At 56.2% G+C, this 17,648-nt stretch carries 17 protein-coding genes and 1 other RNA gene; 4 read left to right on the forward strand and 14 right to left on the reverse strand.

Translation table 11 applies throughout. The features are described from left to right. The 13 genes from QZ534_RS03480 to QZ534_RS03540 all read right to left on the reverse strand — a co-directional run bounded on the left by QZ534_RS03480 (position 1) and on the right by QZ534_RS03540 (position 11,429). A complete protein-coding gene (locus tag QZ534_RS03480; protein WP_296931459.1) occupies positions 1-549 on the reverse strand; it encodes an AraC family transcriptional regulator in 549 nt (182 codons plus the stop codon). A 345-nt stretch (positions 550-894) separates the two neighbouring features. Then, entirely contained in the window at positions 895-2,073 is a 1,179-nt protein-coding gene (locus QZ534_RS03485) for a VWA domain-containing protein (RefSeq protein WP_296931462.1), read from the reverse strand. A gap of 34 nt (positions 2,074-2,107) precedes the next feature. Further along, positions 2,108-2,950 carry a MoxR family ATPase gene (locus QZ534_RS03490; protein WP_153637395.1) on the reverse strand — a complete coding sequence of 281 codons (843 nt, stop codon included), beginning with the start codon at positions 2,948-2,950 and terminating at the stop codon, positions 2,108-2,110. A 17-nt stretch (positions 2,951-2,967) separates the two neighbouring features. Then, positions 2,968-5,103 carry a vWA domain-containing protein gene (locus tag QZ534_RS03495; RefSeq protein ID WP_296931465.1) on the reverse strand — a complete coding sequence of 712 codons (2,136 nt, stop codon included), beginning with the start codon at positions 5,101-5,103 and terminating at the stop codon, positions 2,968-2,970. A 25-nt stretch (positions 5,104-5,128) separates the two neighbouring features. Then, on the reverse strand, positions 5,129-5,473 hold the full coding sequence (locus QZ534_RS03500) for a hypothetical protein (protein WP_296931468.1): 345 nt from the start codon (positions 5,471-5,473) through the stop codon (positions 5,129-5,131). Beyond that, complete coding sequence (locus tag QZ534_RS03505; protein WP_296931469.1) at positions 5,473-5,919, reverse strand: YcgN family cysteine cluster protein; 447 nt, start codon at positions 5,917-5,919, stop codon at positions 5,473-5,475. Before QZ534_RS03505 ends, QZ534_RS03500 begins: the two co-directional genes overlap by 1 nt. Next, a complete protein-coding gene (locus tag QZ534_RS03510) occupies positions 5,916-6,209 on the reverse strand; it encodes a YcgL domain-containing protein (protein ID WP_296931471.1) in 294 nt (97 codons plus the stop codon). The genes QZ534_RS03505 and QZ534_RS03510 overlap by 4 nt, the downstream gene beginning before the upstream one ends. Further along, on the reverse strand, positions 6,206-7,363 hold the full coding sequence (locus tag QZ534_RS03515; protein WP_296931473.1) for an HRDC domain-containing protein: 1,158 nt from the start codon (positions 7,361-7,363) through the stop codon (positions 6,206-6,208). Before QZ534_RS03515 ends, QZ534_RS03510 begins: the two co-directional genes overlap by 4 nt. A 31-nt stretch (positions 7,364-7,394) precedes the next feature. Then, positions 7,395-7,997 (reverse strand): recombination mediator RecR, encoded by a 603-nt coding sequence (recR, locus tag QZ534_RS03520; RefSeq protein WP_296931475.1) that lies wholly within the window; start codon positions 7,995-7,997, stop codon positions 7,395-7,397. 31 nt (positions 7,998-8,028) lie between these two features. Continuing rightward, positions 8,029-8,352, reverse strand: coding sequence for a YbaB/EbfC family nucleoid-associated protein (locus QZ534_RS03525; RefSeq protein WP_053115401.1), 324 nt, complete (start codon positions 8,350-8,352; stop codon positions 8,029-8,031). 3 nt (positions 8,353-8,355) lie between these two features. Further along, a complete protein-coding gene (gene dnaX, locus QZ534_RS03530) occupies positions 8,356-10,308 on the reverse strand; it encodes a DNA polymerase III subunit gamma/tau (protein ID WP_296931477.1) in 1,953 nt (650 codons plus the stop codon). A 167-nt stretch (positions 10,309-10,475) separates the two neighbouring features. Next, positions 10,476-10,572, reverse strand: an RNA gene (gene ffs, locus QZ534_RS03535) — signal recognition particle sRNA small type. A 107-nt stretch (positions 10,573-10,679) separates the two neighbouring features. Then, complete coding sequence (locus QZ534_RS03540; RefSeq protein WP_296931479.1) at positions 10,680-11,429, reverse strand: 2OG-Fe(II) oxygenase; 750 nt, start codon at positions 11,427-11,429, stop codon at positions 10,680-10,682. Positions 11,430-11,547: 118 nt separating this feature from the next. On the opposite strand from QZ534_RS03540, the gene QZ534_RS03545 reads away from it, so the two are divergent. The 3 genes from QZ534_RS03545 to QZ534_RS03555 are packed head-to-tail and all read left to right on the forward strand — an operon-like array spanning position 11,548 to position 14,230. Then, complete coding sequence (locus QZ534_RS03545; RefSeq protein ID WP_296931480.1) at positions 11,548-12,471, forward strand: D-hexose-6-phosphate mutarotase; 924 nt, start codon at positions 11,548-11,550, stop codon at positions 12,469-12,471. Further along, positions 12,468-13,283 carry a lysophospholipid acyltransferase family protein gene (locus QZ534_RS03550; protein ID WP_296931481.1) on the forward strand — a complete coding sequence of 272 codons (816 nt, stop codon included), beginning with the start codon at positions 12,468-12,470 and terminating at the stop codon, positions 13,281-13,283. The genes QZ534_RS03545 and QZ534_RS03550 overlap by 4 nt, the downstream gene beginning before the upstream one ends. Then, a complete protein-coding gene (locus tag QZ534_RS03555) occupies positions 13,283-14,230 on the forward strand; it encodes an SDR family oxidoreductase (protein ID WP_296931482.1) in 948 nt (315 codons plus the stop codon). The genes QZ534_RS03550 and QZ534_RS03555 overlap by 1 nt, the downstream gene beginning before the upstream one ends. A gap of 71 nt (positions 14,231-14,301) precedes the next feature. Here QZ534_RS03555 and QZ534_RS03560 read toward each other — a convergent pair whose 3' ends face one another. Continuing rightward, positions 14,302-15,003: a PEP-CTERM sorting domain-containing protein gene (locus tag QZ534_RS03560; RefSeq protein WP_296931483.1), complete on the reverse strand. Its 702-nt coding sequence runs from the start codon at positions 15,001-15,003 to the stop codon at positions 14,302-14,304. Positions 15,004-15,255: 252 nt separating this feature from the next. Here QZ534_RS03560 and prsK point away from each other — a divergent pair, with 252 nt between their 5' ends. Continuing rightward, positions 15,256-17,391, forward strand: a complete 2,136-nt coding sequence (gene prsK, locus QZ534_RS03565) for an XrtA/PEP-CTERM system histidine kinase PrsK (RefSeq protein WP_296931484.1) — start codon at positions 15,256-15,258, stop codon at positions 17,389-17,391. The last annotated feature ends 257 nt before the right edge of the window (positions 17,392-17,648 follow it).

The following is a 17,648-nucleotide window of genomic DNA, read 5'->3' on the forward strand; positions in this document are numbered from 1 at the left end:
CTACTCCCACTCCACGAATGAAACCCGAGGTTCGTAATCAGGCGCCCGGGCCTCCAGACTCATCTGCAAACGGAGCACGCCGGGGCGTTTTCTGAACCGGTGAGTGGATTCCCGACGCACAAAATCATCATCCGCTGAGCGGGCGGTAATCACGGTCTTCAGCTCGTGCTCGCCATTCTTCAGATTGCCGGTGAATAGCTGCTGGATTCCACCGCGTTCAAGGGATGCCCGTTCTCTCTCGGAATACAGGTGGGACGCCACAGGTTTGCCATTCACAAACAGTTCCACGGAATCCAGATCCAGGGCATCCCGACTTTGAAGTGTCAGAAAAACTGCCAGTCGGGTATTGGCTGGATGCAGGACCTTTTGCTCGAGGGCAAATACGCGTTCGGAATGACTGGCTACCTCGGCACCAAGGCGCTCGAGCTCCTCGTCAAGACCAGCCGCACCAGACGCAGGAGCAGCCAGCAATGCCAGAACCACTGACGCGATGGTGACTATCCTTTGGTGTGCTATCCGGCGCTTTTGTGTTTGTTTTGTGCCGAACATAAGCCTCCTGCCCCTGTAGCCCGTGTAGCGCATGCAAACTTCTGTAACAGATCGGCAGAAAGCGTAACACTTGGTAACCGCCAAGAACGGTATCCAGATCACCAAATGAGAAACGCACATCTGAAGCTGAAAGGGCGGGGAAAGTGTCGAGTTATTTGACAGAGTCAGGGAGGAGATGGAAGCGCAAAGGAGCTCAGGCGGACAAGTTGAATTTTAAACGACTGTTTTAACAGCCTTTAATCCAACTGGCCCTGTATTTGCTCCCTGAAAAGCGGCGGGAGTGCCCTCAGGCAACCCCGCTTGATATGCCGAGCTTTGCCGATGCCCTCAACCGCATCGGCTTTTTTATTTGCTCAGTTGCTTCATGGCCGATTCGAGGCCTTCGACGGTCAACGGGTACATGTGATCATTCACCAGCTGTTTGGTCATGCCCAACGAACCGCCATTGCCCCAGTAACTCTCCGGGAGCGGATTGATCCAGACAACCTTGCGGAAGTGCTCGGTGATACGCTGGAACCAGGTGGCTCCTGCTTCTTCGTTCCAGTGTTCGATCGAGCCACCGGGATGGGAGATCTCATAAGGCGCCATGGTCGCGTCACCCACAAAGATCACTTTGTAGTCGGGCGTGTACTTGTGAAGGATGTCCCAGGTGCTGGTGGTTTCATTCATCCGGCGAATATTGTTCTTCCAGACACTTTCGTAGATGAAATTGTGGAAGTAGAAATATTCCATGTGCTTGAACTCCAGCCGCGCGGCCGAGAACAACTCCTCGCACACACGAACGTGAGGGTCCATGGAGCCGCCCACATCGAAGAAGATCAGCACTTTCACCGCGTTGTGCCGTTCAGGCACCATTTTCAGATCCAGATAGCCGGCATTGCGAGCCGTGGAACGAATGGTATCGTCCATATCCAGCTGGTCCGCCGCACCCTGGCGAGCGAATTTCCGTAACCGGCGCAGCGCCACCTTGATGTTCCGGATGCCCAGGGTCACGCTGTCGTCCAGATCCTTGAACTCGCGCTTTTCCCAGACCTTCACGGCCCTGCCGTGGCGACCGTTTTTCTGGCCGATCCGGAAGCCCTCCGGGTTGTATCCGTTGGCGCCGAATGGTGAGGTGCCACCGGTGCCGATCCATTTGTTGCCGCCGGCGTGGCGCTCTTCCTGCTCTTCCATGCGTTTCTTGAAAGTTTCGATCAGCTCCTCAAGGCCTCCGAGGGAATCGATCTTCGCCTTCTCTTCCTCGGACAGGTGCTTCTCGAACTCTGCCCTCAACCAGTCGTCCGGAATCAGGGCTTCCAGCAGGTCGTCGAGATTCTCGATGCCCTCAAAGTAAGCCTGGAACGCGCGGTCAAACTTGTCGAAGTGGCGCTCATCCTTGACCAGGCAAAGACGGGACAGATAATAGAACTCCTCCATATCCGCAAAGGCCAGCCGTTTCTGCAGAGCTTCCAGAAGATCCAGAAACTCTCTCAGACTGGCAGGTACCCTTGCGCGCCGGACTTCAAGAAAAAAATCAATCAACATAAAACATGACTCTTGCCAATGGGCTTGCCGAGAATCAGCTGCGGCGACGGGCCATAAAGGCGAGCTTCTGCAACAGATGCACATCCTGCTCGTTCTTCACTAGCGCCCCGTACAGAGGTGGCAACGCCGAGCTGGTATCCTTTTCCTGCAGCATTTTTGCGGACAGCTCGTCTGCCATCAGCAGTTTCAGCCAGTCGATCAGTTCGGAGGTAGACGGCTTTTTCTTCAGCCCCGGGACCTTGCGCACATCGAAGAAGACTTCCAGGGCATCACGAACGATTTCCTGCTGCAAGCCCGGGAAATGCACATCCACGATATTCTGCATGGTGTCATGGTCCGGGAAGCTGATGTAGTGGAAGAAACACCGGCGCAAGAAGGCGTCCGGCAATTCCTTCTCGTTGTTACTGGTGATCACCACGATCGGACGCTTTTTCGCCTTTACAGACTGCTGGGTCTCGTAGACGAAGAACTCCATCCGGTCGAGTTCCAGCAACAGGTCGTTGGGGAATTCGATATCGGCCTTGTCGATCTCGTCGATCAGCAGCACCACCTGCTCGTCAGCCTCGAAGGCCTCCCAGAGCTTTCCTTTCACGATGTAGTTGCTGATGTCCTTGACCTTTTCATCGCCCAGCTGGGAGTCCCGCAGACGGGAAACCGCGTCGTATTCGTACAGCCCTTGCTGGGCCTTGGTGGTGGACTTGATGTGCCAGGGAATCAGCCTCATACCCAGACCGGCGGCCATTTCCTCCGCCAGCAGGGTTTTCCCGGTGCCCGGCTCGCCCTTGATCAACAGCGGACGCTGGAGCGCAATTGCTGCGTTGACGGCCATTTGCAGGTCATCGGTGGCTACGTACTTCTCGGTACCGGTAAACTTCATGCTCTGGTTCCTGTTGGTTACTTTTTCTGGTCTTTCTGATCGGGTTTCTTCTTCGGATCATCCTCGGGCAATCCGGACTCGTCCTGATCATAATCGGGTAGATCGTCAAATTCGGAAAGATCAAAATCCTCCAGCCCGAACTCTTCCTCGTCGTCTTCTTCCGGCGCATCAGCGTCCGAGGGATCGGCAACATCTTCCAGCTCCGGGATATCCTCGTCCAGCTCCGGTGGATCTTCCTCCACGGGCGTGTCCGCTACCGGGATGTCGTCTTCCTGCTCCTCGGCCGGTTCAACCTCGGGTTCCGAAAGCTCTTCATCTTCCGCCTTCAGAGCCGCCTCATGCTCATCAATCACGGCCTCCAGTTCAGCCATGTCATCTTCTGGCGCTTCCTCGGTGACCTCCGGAATCTCATCCGGTTCGGGCTCCGCGGTTTCCTCTGGTTCCGCCTCTGGCTCTCGTTCTGGCTCCGGCTCCTCCTCCAGATCTTCCAGCGTTTCCCGCTCGGCGGCGGCTTGCGCCTGCTCTTCCTGGCGTTGCTTCCGCTGGCGCAGTGCAAACCACACCAGGCCGCCAATCACCACCAGGCCACCGCCTGCCGCGCCGACCATCCACAAAGGTACGGCGAAGCCGGTTTCCGCTTCTTCCGGCTCCTCTGGTGCCGGTTCAGGTTGTTGTTCAGCCGGCGCTACTGGCCCTTCTGCCTGGCTCACGTCGATGGGCGATGCAATCTCCGGTTCGGGCTCGGGTTGCGCCGGCTCAGAGACTGAAGGTGAAGGCTCAGGTTCAGACGGTCCAGTTGTGGGCGCCGGCTCGGTTTCCTCCGTTGCCATCGACTCTCCCGGCAAATCAGCAGGCTCTGCCCCTTCAGGCATCGTGAACCCGACGGTAGCACTGAACTTGCGGCTGAAAGTCTGGCCGTCGGCAACCACATCAACCGTGTAAAGGCCCGCAGCGGGCAAACGGCTCACGGTATCCCGATAGGTGCCGTCTTCCGGCGGCTGCTCACCGGACAATACCTTTGTTCCGCTTCTGCCATCCTCCGAGGTGATACTGAGGCTAACCTCGATCACACTCAGGAAGTCCGGATTGGTGATCTTTTCCTGCTCCTCGAAAAAGCCAACCCGGAGCTCCAGTGGTTTGTCCGCAGTGAACGTAGTTGGCAGGGGATTAACGACCATCCTGAGGTCGCTGACCACCGTTATCCGGCTGCCCTCACCCAACTCACCGTTGATACGCCACTTCCCGGCCAACGGCTCATTGACGGTGATCAGGTCGTAGCCGGCTTCCCTTGCCCAGCGGACGTTATCGGGGAATTCGGAGAGATTCACGGTCTGCTCATCCGGGCGAACCAGGGCAAGCTCCCGTGTTGCGGAGGTCTCCGACTCACCCCAGAAAATCAGGGCGGTAAATTCACTAACGCCCTCATCTACGGTGAAGCCGTTGCCCTCAATCGGAATCTGCTCCTGGGGCACCGCGGTGTTCAGAGCCTGAAGAAACGCCAGGTTCAGTGCGTCTGCGGTATCGGCCACCTGGAAACGGCCGCCGGATTCCGTCGCCAACGCCTTCAGAAAGTCAGTATCGGCAGCCTCAGAAAGGGCCACCGGATGGAACGTGGCGCCCCGTTCGATGAGATCCGCCACAATCGTGCTCAGAATCCGCTGTTCCTCGGCCGTATTGGCAGCGGCATCGTCGGAGATATCGACCTTGCCATCAGTCAGCAAAATGAAGTGAGTCCGGCTCAGATCGCCGTCCGTGAAATAGTCGTCGCTTGCCGTTTCAATCGCCGCACCAAGGTTGGTTCTGAGAGCGACAGAATTGATCTGCGCCGAGCGCTGGATGGCCATGTCGCGCCACGCGTCCGTGACTTCCCGGTGCGGCACCAGCATGTTGACGTACTGCCCAAAGGTCCAGACACCGGCGGTGGTTCCCTCCGGCAACAGCCGGGCGAGCAGGCGAACCGCCGGCTGGCGGAGATTTTCCGGGTCCGTGTCTTTCATGGAACCCGAGATATCGACAATGATTCGCACGTCCGACTGCTCTGGCAGTTGAACGTCATCGCTCTGCTGGGCATTAACCGCGACAGGCAAGCTGAGTGCGAGGCAAACAGCGAACAGAGCAAACCAGCGCGATGCAATCTCTCTCAAGGCATCCATCCTTTTCTTCTTCTAGTTTTACACGTTATTTGCGAACAAGACGGTAGCGAACCAGATCCAGCACCCAGACCAGCAACATTACCAGTCCTGCCAGACCAAGGTTAAACAGGGCCCTGCCTGAAGCGTCCGCATCGCCAAGAATCATCTCGTAGCCGCCATAAAGCCAGGCCGGAATCCACCAACCGGGCAGATCCGGCGATTCAACCGGCGTAAGCAGTAACGCCACCAGAGCAGCAAGAATCAGGGTCCGCACCCCATAAAAAGGAAGGAAGCGGATCAGGCTCTTCATCATGTAAAAAAATACGACAAAGGCAATGGCGTAGGCGGCCCAGAAAATCCCGTAGGCCAGTTGTGCATCGGTATCAATCATTACAGGATCCAGTGAATGATGTGTTCTTCCCAATCTTCTTCCGGCACGCGGTCCTCTGAAATCACCTTGTGACGGATCGAAACGCCTGCCTCGTGCACCGAGTCCCGATCTCCGCTTCGCAGAGGATGCCAGTCGGCCAGTGGCCGGTCTTCAGCCAGGGTCCGGTAAGCGCAGGTGTAAGGTAGCCAATGGTAGTCGTTGACCGTGCCCGGTGTCAGCACCGTACAGCCAGGCACTTTCTGCAGCCGTTCTTCGTAAACGGTACACTGGCAGTTTTCCTCGTCCATGTAACGACACACCAGATCGGTGTGGTAAACCTCACCCGTGTCTTCGTCTTCCAGTTTGTTCAGGCAACACTTCCCGCAACCGTCGCATAGAGACTCCCATTCAGCTGGCGTCATCTCATGCAGGCGTTTACGCTGCCAGAACGGCACCTGGGCAATCATGGATTGCGCTGCTCCAGCTTGCGCTTGAAGTCCACCACGTAAGACTCCTGTTCTTCCGGCATCTGCAGAAAAAAGTCTTTCTCGGCGATGGCGTCCAGGACCTGTTTCCCCGTGGTTCGTGCCAGCTTCCTGTCCGGTGTCAGCACCAGGTCCATGGAATGAACCGGCTGGCCAAAAATTCCGCGAAGGCTTTCGGGTAGCTCTTCCCACTCCTGTCCCCGTCGAACAAACAGGTAAGTGTCATTCTTCTTGCTGCTCCGGAAAACAGAGACAAATTCACGCTCTTTCATGATTTCAGCAATTCCTCGATATCAGCGCGTACCGGCGCGAGAATCTGCGCCCGCCAGCCCTGAAAAAATTCGTGTTGCGCAAGATCGGGATGCTGCACAACCTTCTCAAGTCGCTTTCTTGGAGCCAGTAATTCCATCGGAATATCAGCATCTTCCGACGCCTTTCTAAAAAGACGCTTCAATTGCTTGAAGAAGCCCTGCTGGTCCCGGCCCAGCGGTGGCGAAATCCGTTCAAGGGATGAATTATCCGCGGTCGATCCCTTGCTAACAAGTTCAAGGATGGTATCGCCGTACCGACGAACTGCGCCTGAGGGTACGCCCTGAATATTGGAAAGTTCCCTCAGAGACCCTGGCAGCCTTTCTGCAATGGCAATCAATAGTGCATCCGCAAGCACACGATTCCGGGGACGGTCCCGTCGCTGGCACTCCAGTTCACGCCAACGCACCAGTTCCCTGAGAACCCCCTGTTGCTGGGCTGAAAGCGTCCAGCCGCCCCGCAGTTTCAGGTAGTGGTTGTCAGGATCTTCCTGCCCCGCCAGCTCATCGGCAAAACGAGCCGATTCCTCAACCAGGGCGGCTTCCAGTCCGCGATCCCTTAATAATTTGCTGACCCACTGGTACATCGGTTCCAGAAAACGGATGTCTTCTATGGCGTAGCGTTGCTGAGCCTCGCTAAGCGGTCTTGCCAGCCAGTCGGAGCGAGTGGCTGACTTGTCCAGGGTCTCTCCGAACAGGGTTTCCACCAGTCTGGCGTAACCGAGGGAAAACCCTGCGCCAGCCATTGCGGCGCCGATTTGAAGGTCAATGACACCGGCAGGCTCAATGTTGAGCCACTGACGAAACAGTTCCAGATCTTCGCTCATTGCATACAGGAGCTTTGGGGTATCCGGGTCGGCCAGCAGCTCGCGGAAACGCCGGGATTGTTCGGCAACAGAGGGATCCACCAGGCAGAATTCACCGTCGAGGCCCAGTTGAACCAGGCCCGGAATCGGATAAAAGGTGTTTACCCGTTCAAATTCGGTGTCCAGAGCCAGGGGCTTGCCCGGCGCGCGATTCAGCCATTGGTCCAGTGCCTCCGGCTCCCGGACCCAATGAATACTGGCCGGAGCCGGGGGAACGTCAACAGCCGCAGCGGCCTGGGCATTAATATCCATAAAAGTGCCTGGTAGGGTTATTCGGTCTGGCTCAATCGGAGAGTGGTTTTCGGCCCCGGAATGCGTGAGTCAGCGTAAATCCGTCAACATAACCCAGCTCGCCACCCACGGGAATGCCATGAGCCAGCCGGGTAATCAGGATTTCCTGACCATCAAGACGATCGGCTATGTAGTGGGCCGTGGCTTCGCCTTCGACGGTGGGGTTGGTCGCCAGGATCAGTTCAGTCACGCCCTCATCCCGGATCCGCTTCAGCAGCCGCTCGATACCGATTTCTTCCGGCCCCACTCCGTCGATGGGTGACAGGTGCCCCATCAGAACGAAATAGCCGCCCCGGTAATCACCGGCCTGTTCGATGGCCAGCAGATCCGAGGGACTTTCCACCACACACAGAGTGCCGGTGCGACGCTGGGGATTTTCACAGATGCCGCAAATCTCGGTGTCGGCAAAGTTCTGGCAGCTGTCGCAGCGACGGACGCCGTTCATGGCCTGGCTCAAAGCCTCGGAGAGCCGGGTGCCACCGGAACGGCCACGCTCCAGTAAATGGAATGCCATGCGCTGGGCCGTTTTCTGGCCAACGCCGGGCAGGCAACGAAGGGATTCTACGAGCTCATCAACCAGGGGGCTGAACGCCATGAAAGATCCTCAAACGACGGCGGGATGAAATTCAGAACGGCATCTTGAAACCGGGCGGGAGGCCCATGCCCGACATCATACCGGACATCTTTTCTTTCTGGTTTTCCTCAACGCGCCGAACAGCATCGTTCACCGCTGCAGCCAGGAGATCTTCCAGAATGTCCTTTTCCTCAGACATCAGAGACGAGTCGATGTCCACTTTACGAACGTCGTGGCGGCCATTCATGGTGACCTTGACCAGACCGGCACCGGCTTCGCCAGTGACCTCGGCCTTGGCGATTTCTTCCTGGGCCTTCTGCATCTCTTCCTGCATTTTCTGGGCTTTTTTCATCATATCGCCCATATTATTCATCATCACTTATCTCCTGCTTGTTTCTGGCCGAGTCTCGGCCGGCCGGATACTCTCTTCGACTACCCGGGCTTCGAATCGTTCAACAATAGACTTTACGACCGGGTCCTGGCGAATGGACGCCTCGGCTGCTTCCTGGCGCGCCTTTCGCTGGCGCTCCTCATAGGCTGCCGGCGTATGTGGCCCCGGATCGCCCTGAGCTGTACGTAGTTGAATGGAGTCTCCGAAGCGGTTTCTCAAGGCAGCGAGAATCTTTTCCTCGTGCCTGCTGTTCAACAGCCTGGCGTGGCCCTCATCAATGGTGAGGGTTATCACATCGCCGTCCCGCGACATGGCGCCGTGACTGGCCAGGTTGCCGGGCATCCCAACAATGCCAAGACTCCGGAAATCCCGGTGCCAGACAAACTCCCCCTCAGCCCCGGGAACAGCTTGGGCCGCTGGCTCAGGCTCTGCAAAAGCAGGCTCTGGAGCCGGGGCCGGCTGATCAACCGGCTCGGCGGCCACTTCAGGGGCTGGCTCTTCGGTAACGGGAGCTTCGTCGCTTAAAGGATAGCTTTCCTCATACTCACCAGCCGCCTCGGCCTGGGCATCCAGACTGGCCAGCCAGGATGCATCCTCATCCGAAACGGGCGGAGCGGCCGGCATCTCGGGTTCAGGTTCAGGCTCAGGCGTGGGTTCGGGTTCCGGCTGTGCAGGGACTTCGCTAGCCTCTTGAACCGGCTCTGCGGCCACTTCCGCTACCGGCCGGGAAACCTCCGGCTGCGGTTCCGGCTGTTTTTGCGCTACCTGTGGGGTCGGCGCCGGGTCGGGCTCATCCCGTGGCTCAGAGGCGGAGGACTGACCGCCGGAGCTTAGTGCGGGCGGCTCTCGCCGGTCAGCGCCGGGCCGGAAGGCAAGCATCCGGAGCAGGGTCATCTCGAAACCCATGCGAGCATCGGGCGTAATGGTAAGGTCTTTCCGGCCAATCAGGGCTGACTGATAGAAAAGCTGGGCGTCCTCGGCACTGAGCTTGCGAGCCAGGGCCTGGACCTGCTCAGCATCACCGAGGGCGTTGTCGGCACTGCCCGGAACCACCTGTTCCATGGTGACCCGGTGAAAGAGCGACAGCAGATCCGCGAGGATCACACTGTAATCCGGCGCAAAATCGGAAATCCGGCTGATTTCCGAGAGCAAGGCCGGGCCGTCGCCTTCTACCAGGGCATCAACGATGCGCTCGATATCCCGCTGATCAATGGTCCCCAGCATGTTGCTGACATCACTGGCGGACAGCTTCTGGTTACCAAAGGCGATCGCCTGATCGGTCAGGCTCAGGGCATCGCGCATACTGCCATCGGCAGCCCGGGCGAGAAGCCACAGGGCGGGTTCCTCAAACGGGATCTCCTCGGCACCGAGTACATGGCGGAGGTGGCCTGCAATGTGCTCCGGGGTCATGCGCTTGAGATTGAACTGCAGACACCGGGATAGCACGGTAACTGGTAGCTTCTGGGGATCCGTCGTCGCCAGCAGGAACTTGACGTGTTCCGGTGGCTCTTCGAGGGTCTTCAGGAAGGCGTTAAATGACTGATTCGTCAGCATGTGCACCTCGTCAATGAGGTACACCTTGTAGCGGCCGCGAGTGGGCGCGTACTGGACGTTATCGGTCAGTTCCCGCATATCATCGACGCCGGTACGGGAGGCGGCGTCAATCTCGATCAAATCCACAAACCGGCCTTCCTGGATCTCCTGGCAACTGGAGCATTCACCGCAGGGATTGGGCGTGACGCCGGTTTCGCAGTTCAGGCAGCGGGCGAGCAGACGACCAATGGTGGTCTTGCCTACCCCACGGGTCCCCGTGAACAGATAGGCGTGATGAAGACGCTGGCTTTCCAGAGCGTGAATCAACGCCTGGAGCACGTGTTCCTGGCCCACCATATCCTCGAAGGTGCGTGGGCGCCATTTACGGGCAAGTACCTGGTAGCTCATGTTCCGCCAACTGCAGTTAAAAACGGCTCTAACCTTAGCACGGACGAAGATTCAGAAGAAGCAAACTTGGTCTCGGAAACGCGCACGCCAGGTCCGCACATAAGTTCATGGCAATCAAGGATAATCCGAAGGATAAAAACGAGAGAGGGAGAGAAAACTGGGGGTGACTCCACCAGCGACACCCCGGCACACAATTCCACCGCTGCGGCTGCTCCCTTCCGGGCCTGACCGGGTTCACGGTTTCATGTTGCGGAGGCACCAATGGAGCCACCATAACGGCGTTTCAGGACAATTCCCTGAGAGCGGCGCGCATATTAGCAAAAGGGTTTGCACACTACAATGACAAATCGGCGCGCCAGTCGGCATCCACCTTATAAAGGCAGGGGCACCTCGTCCTGGCGGAACCAGCAGGCCAGACTGTAACGGGTGCGGTTTGCCGGCAACACCTCGTGGGGAATCTCTTCACTCATGAACAGCGCCATGCGTCCCGCCTCGGGCAACACGGTTCCGCACACTTCGTGCTCGTTGTCGCGATTGAACACCTGAAGGGCTCCGCCGTCGGCTGCCTGCCAGTCTTCGTTCAGATACAGCACCAGGCTGACCACCCGGGACGCCCTGCCCCGGAAGCTGTCCAGGTGTTGCTTGTAGAAATCACCGGCGTGGTAGGTGGCGTAATGAGTTTCGAATCGCTTCAGCCCCAGAAACAGCCTCTGGTTCAGGCCCTGGCGAATAGACTCGAAGAATTCGAACAGCGCCGCCTGGGGCGCAGTAACGCCCTGCAGCCAGGCAATCTTATCCCGGCGGACCGATCGGTCACGCACCAGATCATTGCCGCGGCCAATGCCGGCTTTCTTCATGGCATCGGTGCGATCCAGAATCTGCACTTCCTGTTTCAATGCTGCCAACAGGTTCATTCCCAGCCGTGACCGGACGTCAACCGACATCCAGCCATACTCGCTCAGCCCCGAAGCCAGTTCATCCAGCCAGTCCTCAGATACCGGTTCACGACGATCCGTCCCAAGATCTATAGGCTGAACATCACTGCCTGCGACGGCCTCCTGAGCGCTGTGCAAAGGCGTGTTCAGGGGATCGTGAATCGGGGTGACTACCGGCGTTTCCATCAGCGGGCCTCGTGCGAAATTTGAGCGTATTTTAGGCGCATTTCTCGCCGGAGCGGCAGTTTTAATTTACTCTCTGTGTAGGCAAATACACTTAACAGGCTTCACTCAGTAACTAACCATGTCAGAAAGCAGTAACAGGCCACCGCTCTCACTCTCTCCGGGCCAATGGTCCTTCACGCGCTGGAAAACAATCGGGCAGCTGGAAGCCCTCGAGGTACACCACCCCTTGTTCCAGGCCACCCTGTTTCTCCAGGGCGCCCACTTGGCAAGCTTCCAGCCCCAGGACGAATCTGACTGGCTGTGGATGAGCCCAACGGCCCGATACGAACCTGGCCGCGCCATCCGGGGTGGCATTCCGGTCTGCTGGCCGTGGTTCGGCGATCCTGCCCGCAATGCGCCTGAGGTTCGCAAAAGGATCAAGACCGACAAAGCCCACGGCTTTGCCCGCACCGCACTCTGGAAGCTGGAGGACGTCCGGGAAAACGCCCACGAGGTAGAGATCAGCCTGTCCCTGGATGCCAATGAAGATTTCAATGATGTCTGGATCGGCCACGCACTCGCGCTTCTGACTTTCAGCTTTTCCATCCGAGGCTGCCAGCTGGCGCTGACCACGACAAACCTGGGCAACGATCCCCTCGCCTTTACCCAGGCACTCCATACCTATCTACCCACCAGCGACATCACCCGCACTCGGGTACTTGGCCTTGGAAACAGCCAGTACATCGACACCCTGGATAACTGGGAATACCGCACCCAGGAAGGGCCGGTATATTTTGAAGGGGAAACTGACCGGATCTACGAGAGCGGCGAGCCGCTCACGATCGTAACACCCCGAACCGGCCGCAAACTCTCGGCCGTGGGCAGCGACTCGACCGTCGTCTGGAACCCGGGGCCGGCGAAAGCGGCAACACTGTCGGACTTTCCGGATACGGCCTGGCAGTCCATGCTGTGCGTCGAAACCGCCAATGCCGCCAGCGATTATAGGGTTCTTAATAAAGGGCAGAGCCACACATTAGGCGTATTCATCGGAAGGAAATCATGAGCCTGGCATCGTTTCTCAAATCCCGACTGGTTCCCGCGGAACTGGACGAGCATATCAACCGCATCCGCAAACCCATCGGGAGCCTGGGTTACGACCCCTGGGGCTACAACAACGAAGCCATTAAATACGGGCTTTCGCTAACCAAACAGATTTACGAGAAATACTTCCGGGTTCAGGCCCAGGGCGTCGAAAACATTCCCGCCGAAGGCCCGGTTCTGATTATCGCCAACCACAGCGGGCAGTTGCCCATCGATGGCCTGCTGATTGGCTATGCCCTCGCCTCCCGGGAAAAAGATCCGCGCATTCCAAGAGCAATGATTGAGCGTTTTTTCCCGACAGTGCCCTGGCTGGGGAACCTGCTCAATGAAGTGGGGGCTGTGCTGGGCGACCCGGTAAACTGCGCCAAGATGCTCGCCAACAACGAAGCCGTGATCGTATTCCCCGAGGGCATACGCGGTTCCGGCAAGCTCTACCATGACCGCTACCAGCTCAAACGGTTTGGCAACGGCTTCATGCATCTGGCCATGAAGTACAAGGCGCCGATCGTGCCCGTCGGCGTGGTGGGCTGCGAGGAAACCATTCCCGCCATCGCCAACATCAAGCCCCTGGCAAAGGCCCTGGGCATCCCCTACGCGCCAGTCGCCATGCCCGTCGTGCTACCGGCAAAGGTACACCTGAATTTCGGAGCCCCCATGTACTTTGACGACCTGGAAATTCCCGAAGAGCAGGTCACAGAACGGGTTGAGAAGGTCAAGGCGGAAATCAGCCGGCTGATCGACAAGGGACTGAGCGAAAGGAAAAGGCTTTTCTGATGACCGAACAACGCAGACCACACATTCTGATTACCGGTGCCGCCGGCGCCCTTGCCCAACAGGTCATCGAGCAACTCCGGGATACCTGCGACCTCGTCGCCGTCGATTTCCGCGAACAGGTCTACCTGGGCGACGACATCCCCAGCTACTGCATTGATTTCAACAAGCGGGTATTCGAGGATCTGTTCCGGCGCTACCAGTTTGATGGCGTGATCCACATGGGCCGGATCATGTCGAGCCAGCTCACCCGAATGCGGCGCTACAACGCCAACGTGCTGGGTACCCAAAAGCTCCTTGATCTGAGCCACAAGTACGGTATCAAACGGGTGGTGGTACTCTCCACGTTCCACGTATACGGCGCCGTGGCCTACAACCCCGCACTCATTGATGAGTCCGCGCCACTCAAGAGCGCAGGGCTCAGCGCCGACCTGATTGACTCCGTGGAACTGGAGAACCTGGCCAACATCTACCTGTGGCGCTACCCGGAGCTGAACATCACCATCCTGCGGCCCTGCAATATCGTGGGCCCCGGTGTGCGCAACACCATCAGCACCCTGCTTGCCAGCGAGCGGGCACCGGTGCTGGCAGGCTTCTCGCCCATGATGCAGTTCATCCATATTGATGACATGGCGGACGCCATTGTCCTTGCGTATAAAAAACCGACACGTGGCGTTTACAACGTCGCTCCGCAGGACTGGGTGGCCTATCAACACGCGCTCAAGCTCTGTGGCTGCAAGCGGATTCAGGTGCCCTCCATCCCGCCGATGGTTCCAAAAATGATACTCGGAACACTGAAACTGAAGAGTTTTCCGTCTTACCTGATGGCGTTCTTCAAGTATCCGGTGGTGATTGACGGGCGGGCGTTTGTGAAGGAGTTTGGGTTTGAGCCCAAGCGGCCGCTGAAAGAGATTTTTCGGTTTTATCGGGAGAATAAGAGGCCGGTATAAAACCTGATAGTCCTGCAACGCTAGAAACGAAAGGGGCGCCAATCGGTGCCCCCGTGTCAGACCAGTTCCTATTACTGAGTTCTACGCCGTCTTAAACCAATTGCCGCTATACCAACACCCAGGAGCGCCAGAGTACCCGGTTCAGAGACCTTGATTGAAGGCTTGGGACTCATCACCAACAGATCTTGAGAATAGTCTGAATCCAGCACGTAGAAATCGAATCCTCGGACATCGCTAGCCAGGTTATCGAGCCAGATCTCTGCCTGGCTTTCAACGCTTCCAAAGCTCCAGGATTTAAAATCACCCGAGTCCAAGCTGTAGCCGCTCTGCCCCTCGTTGACAATCTCCCACAGTGCCAACTGAAATGCAGCGGAGGAAGCCCCGGAATTTACGCCACTCTCGACGTCTCCATAGAGTCTATCAATGTCATTCAATGCTGAAGAATCGAAGTAGTCTATGGCACTCTTCAAGGTGTAACTGACCCACTGGCCCTCCTTGAGATAGGTGGCGGTGTCCACACAGTACGCGTCAAGGGTCTCGGACCAGGACAAATACTCATTTTCAATGCCATCACGAACACTGAAATTGAACATCCCGGCTCTGACACCACCAGCACCACTGATGCCGCCTGATTTATAGCCCGAGTCGCCAGGGCCGGAATAAGAGAACCCGTTATAGTAGAGATCGACTGTAACAGGAGCTGCATTTGAAACTCCTGCTCCTCCCGCAAGTAGTGCTCCGGCGATAGCAACTGAAAACAACCTGTTAGACATACAACCCTCCAATCCACAACTCAGCTGTTGGTGATTAGACACAGCAGAAAAGGTGCCAATGAACACCTTTTAATATTATTTTCATAAGGTTAGTGTAATCAGAAAATATCGGCGGGATATCAGAACAGTTAGACTGTAAAAGAAACGGACACCCAGGAATTCGACAAAACACATCTATTCTGTGGTCTATACTCTTAACGTTCCGTCAAACCAGACGAATACAAACTAACATGTCGGGTTGCATAACATCGGATGTTTGAAGATTTCAGTCTAATTAGTTACGCGGCGGCGGCGCTCACCTTTGGTCTGCTCAGCATTCTCGTTGCCACTCGCTATCTGCGACGAGATGAGGACCGTGCACTGCTTCTTGCCGCTGTGGTAACTACGTTGTGGTCATCCGCCGTGGTTGCTCAAAGTCTCTGGGAATTTCCGAGCTTCTTCATTAGATACCTTCTTGAACTTCTGAGAGACGCGGCGTGGATAACGCTTCTTTTCACGATGCTTCGGGACTCGCTTCGGCAGGGCAGCCTCACCAATCAGTTAAAGCGGATTCTCGGTGTTTCGACCATTCTCTTGGTGCTGCTTCTGCTGACTTTTGGCGTGTTTGAGTACTTCCTGGGCTTATCCATCCTTGACGGCAAGACCAAGGTCCTCGGGCAGATTGCCCTTTCATTGATGGGTCTTTCGCTAGTCGAGCAGATCTGGCGCAACTCCCCCGCGTTTGGCCGCTCAAGCATGAAATATCTTTGTATCGGTGTTGCCACCGTATTCGCATTCGACTTCTTCATGTACGCCGATGCCTTACTTTTTGGCCACGTTGCGGACTCGTTCTGGAACGCGCGAGGATTCGTGAATGCGTTACTAGTACCTTTATTTGCGATTAACGTTATTAACACTCGCAAGCAGCCGGTAGATTTCCAGCTATCACGCTCTGCTGTTTTCCATGCAGGCACCTTAACATTCGCGGGCGCTTACCTTCTTTTCCTAGCTATTGGAGGGTATTACGTTCGAGTTCTAGGCGGAACCTGGGGAGATTCTCTTCGAGTTCTTTTCCTGGCAATAGCAGTAACATTCCTTGTTACGCTTCTTCTCTCCCGACGCTTACGCGCAAAACTTATGGTTCTGATCAGTCAGAACTTTTTCGACTACAAGTATGATTACCGCGAGGAATGGCTGAGGTTGACCCGGGAGTTGGCTGACCTGAGCGATGATCCGCCTCTGCCCGAAAGAGTTATACGAATACTCTCCGGGTTGGTTGAAAGCAACGCCGGGGTCATCTGGGTGAAAGGCGAACAGGGAGTTTACGTTCTTAAGAGCTGCATCAATATGACTACTCCCAAATTTACGCTTATTGATGCCGATTCGGAGTTGGTGCATTTTTTCAAAGAGCGCGAGTGGATCGTGGATCTGCATGAATACCGTACCGATCCGGTAAGCTATAACCTCTTGGAGATACCCGATGCAATTGCCAAGACTCCGGAAGCGTGGCTCGTAATCCCACTTTATCTTGGAAATGAGCTTTACGGCATAGCGATGATCGGCAATCCCTACGCCCGGGTCGAGCTCAACTGGGAGAACTTTGACCTTATCAAGGTCGTTGCAAGACAGACCTGTAACCTTCTGGCCCAGTCCGATGCTCAGAATCGTTTGTCACGAGCCATGCAATTTGAGGCCGTCAGTAAAGCATCTGCGTTTATGGTCCATGATCTGAAAACCGTCATAGCGCAGCTTTCATTGTTGGTGAGAAATGCCCCAAAACACAGGAACAACCCGGCTTTTATTGACGATATGATCAACACTACCGACCACGCGGTTCGAAAAATGTCGAACCTCGTTGACCATATTCGGAAACCTTCGACAGACACGACCAGTGAGTGTCGCACAATCGATCTGACAGCTCTGGTGGGGGAACTCGTCGATCACTACGCTGGCCGACCACCGGCACCACACCTTGAAGGCAAACCGCCGCAAACGATGATTAATGCCGACTCGGAACAATTAAAAAGCGTATTGGGGCATCTGATTCAGAATGCACAGGATGCAACGCCTCAGGACGGAGAAGTAATTCTTACTTTAAAAAATGCGAAAGGTAACGTGGTTCTGTTTATCCAGGATACGGGGTGCGGTATGACAGAAGAATTCATTAGCACCCAACTATTCAAACCTTTCGAGAGTACCAAGGGCCTCACAGGCATGGGAATTGGAGCGTATCAGGCCCGAGACTATATTCAGAAGTTGGGCGGCAGTATTGATGTTACGAGTGAGCCCGGAATAGGGTCCTGTTTTTCTGTAAGAATTCCACTCGCGGAACCGCAGCCGAGAAAATTGCACGCTCTAAAGAATCAGTCAGCCATCGTTGTCGCAGGCGCCCAGGAGGGTGCCAAATAATCGTCGTTTTTGGGGTGGAGAGAAAACCCCCATTGCAAAGTGCCAACGTTCGGTTAAAAATCAGGTACGAGGAAATACTCCAAAAAAGGATTTACAGCAGTTGTGAGTAGACGACTTCTTATAGTAGAGGATGATCCCGGCCTCCAGAGTCAAATGCGCTGGTGTTTCAGTGAAGACCTGGACGTATCGGTAGCGACTGACCAGGATTCCGCCCTTGCTGCGCTGAGACGTATAGAACCTGAAGTGATTACCCTGGA

The sequence above is a fragment of the uncultured Marinobacter sp. genome (assembly GCF_913055835.1).
Taxonomy (GTDB): Bacteria; Pseudomonadota; Gammaproteobacteria; order Pseudomonadales; family Oleiphilaceae; genus Marinobacter.

Coding starts and splice junctions, on each gene's coding strand:
- QZ534_RS03480 (WP_296931459.1), bottom strand. CDS start 549: ATGTTCGGCACAAAACAAACACAAAAGCGCCGGATAGCACACCAAAGG.
- QZ534_RS03485 (WP_296931462.1), bottom strand. CDS start 2,073: ATGTTGATTGATTTTTTTCTTGAAGTCCGGCGCGCAAGGGTACCTGCC.
- QZ534_RS03490 (WP_153637395.1), bottom strand. CDS start 2,950: ATGAAGTTTACCGGTACCGAGAAGTACGTAGCCACCGATGACCTGCAA.
- QZ534_RS03495 (WP_296931465.1), bottom strand. CDS start 5,103: ATGGATGCCTTGAGAGAGATTGCATCGCGCTGGTTTGCTCTGTTCGCT.
- QZ534_RS03500 (WP_296931468.1), bottom strand. CDS start 5,473: ATGATTGATACCGATGCACAACTGGCCTACGGGATTTTCTGGGCCGCC.
- QZ534_RS03505 (WP_296931469.1), bottom strand. CDS start 5,919: ATGATTGCCCAGGTGCCGTTCTGGCAGCGTAAACGCCTGCATGAGATG.
- QZ534_RS03510 (WP_296931471.1), bottom strand. CDS start 6,209: ATGAAAGAGCGTGAATTTGTCTCTGTTTTCCGGAGCAGCAAGAAGAAT.
- QZ534_RS03515 (WP_296931473.1), bottom strand. CDS start 7,363: ATGGATATTAATGCCCAGGCCGCTGCGGCTGTTGACGTTCCCCCGGCT.
- recR (WP_296931475.1), bottom strand. CDS start 7,997: ATGGCGTTCAGCCCCCTGGTTGATGAGCTCGTAGAATCCCTTCGTTGC.
- QZ534_RS03525 (WP_053115401.1), bottom strand. CDS start 8,352: ATGATGAATAATATGGGCGATATGATGAAAAAAGCCCAGAAAATGCAG.
- dnaX (WP_296931477.1), bottom strand. CDS start 10,308: ATGAGCTACCAGGTACTTGCCCGTAAATGGCGCCCACGCACCTTCGAG.
- QZ534_RS03540 (WP_296931479.1), bottom strand. CDS start 11,429: ATGGAAACGCCGGTAGTCACCCCGATTCACGATCCCCTGAACACGCCT.
- QZ534_RS03545 (WP_296931480.1), top strand. CDS start 11,548: ATGTCAGAAAGCAGTAACAGGCCACCGCTCTCACTCTCTCCGGGCCAA.
- QZ534_RS03550 (WP_296931481.1), top strand. CDS start 12,468: ATGAGCCTGGCATCGTTTCTCAAATCCCGACTGGTTCCCGCGGAACTG.
- QZ534_RS03555 (WP_296931482.1), top strand. CDS start 13,283: ATGACCGAACAACGCAGACCACACATTCTGATTACCGGTGCCGCCGGC.
- QZ534_RS03560 (WP_296931483.1), bottom strand. CDS start 15,003: ATGTCTAACAGGTTGTTTTCAGTTGCTATCGCCGGAGCACTACTTGCG.
- prsK (WP_296931484.1), top strand. CDS start 15,256: ATGTTTGAAGATTTCAGTCTAATTAGTTACGCGGCGGCGGCGCTCACC.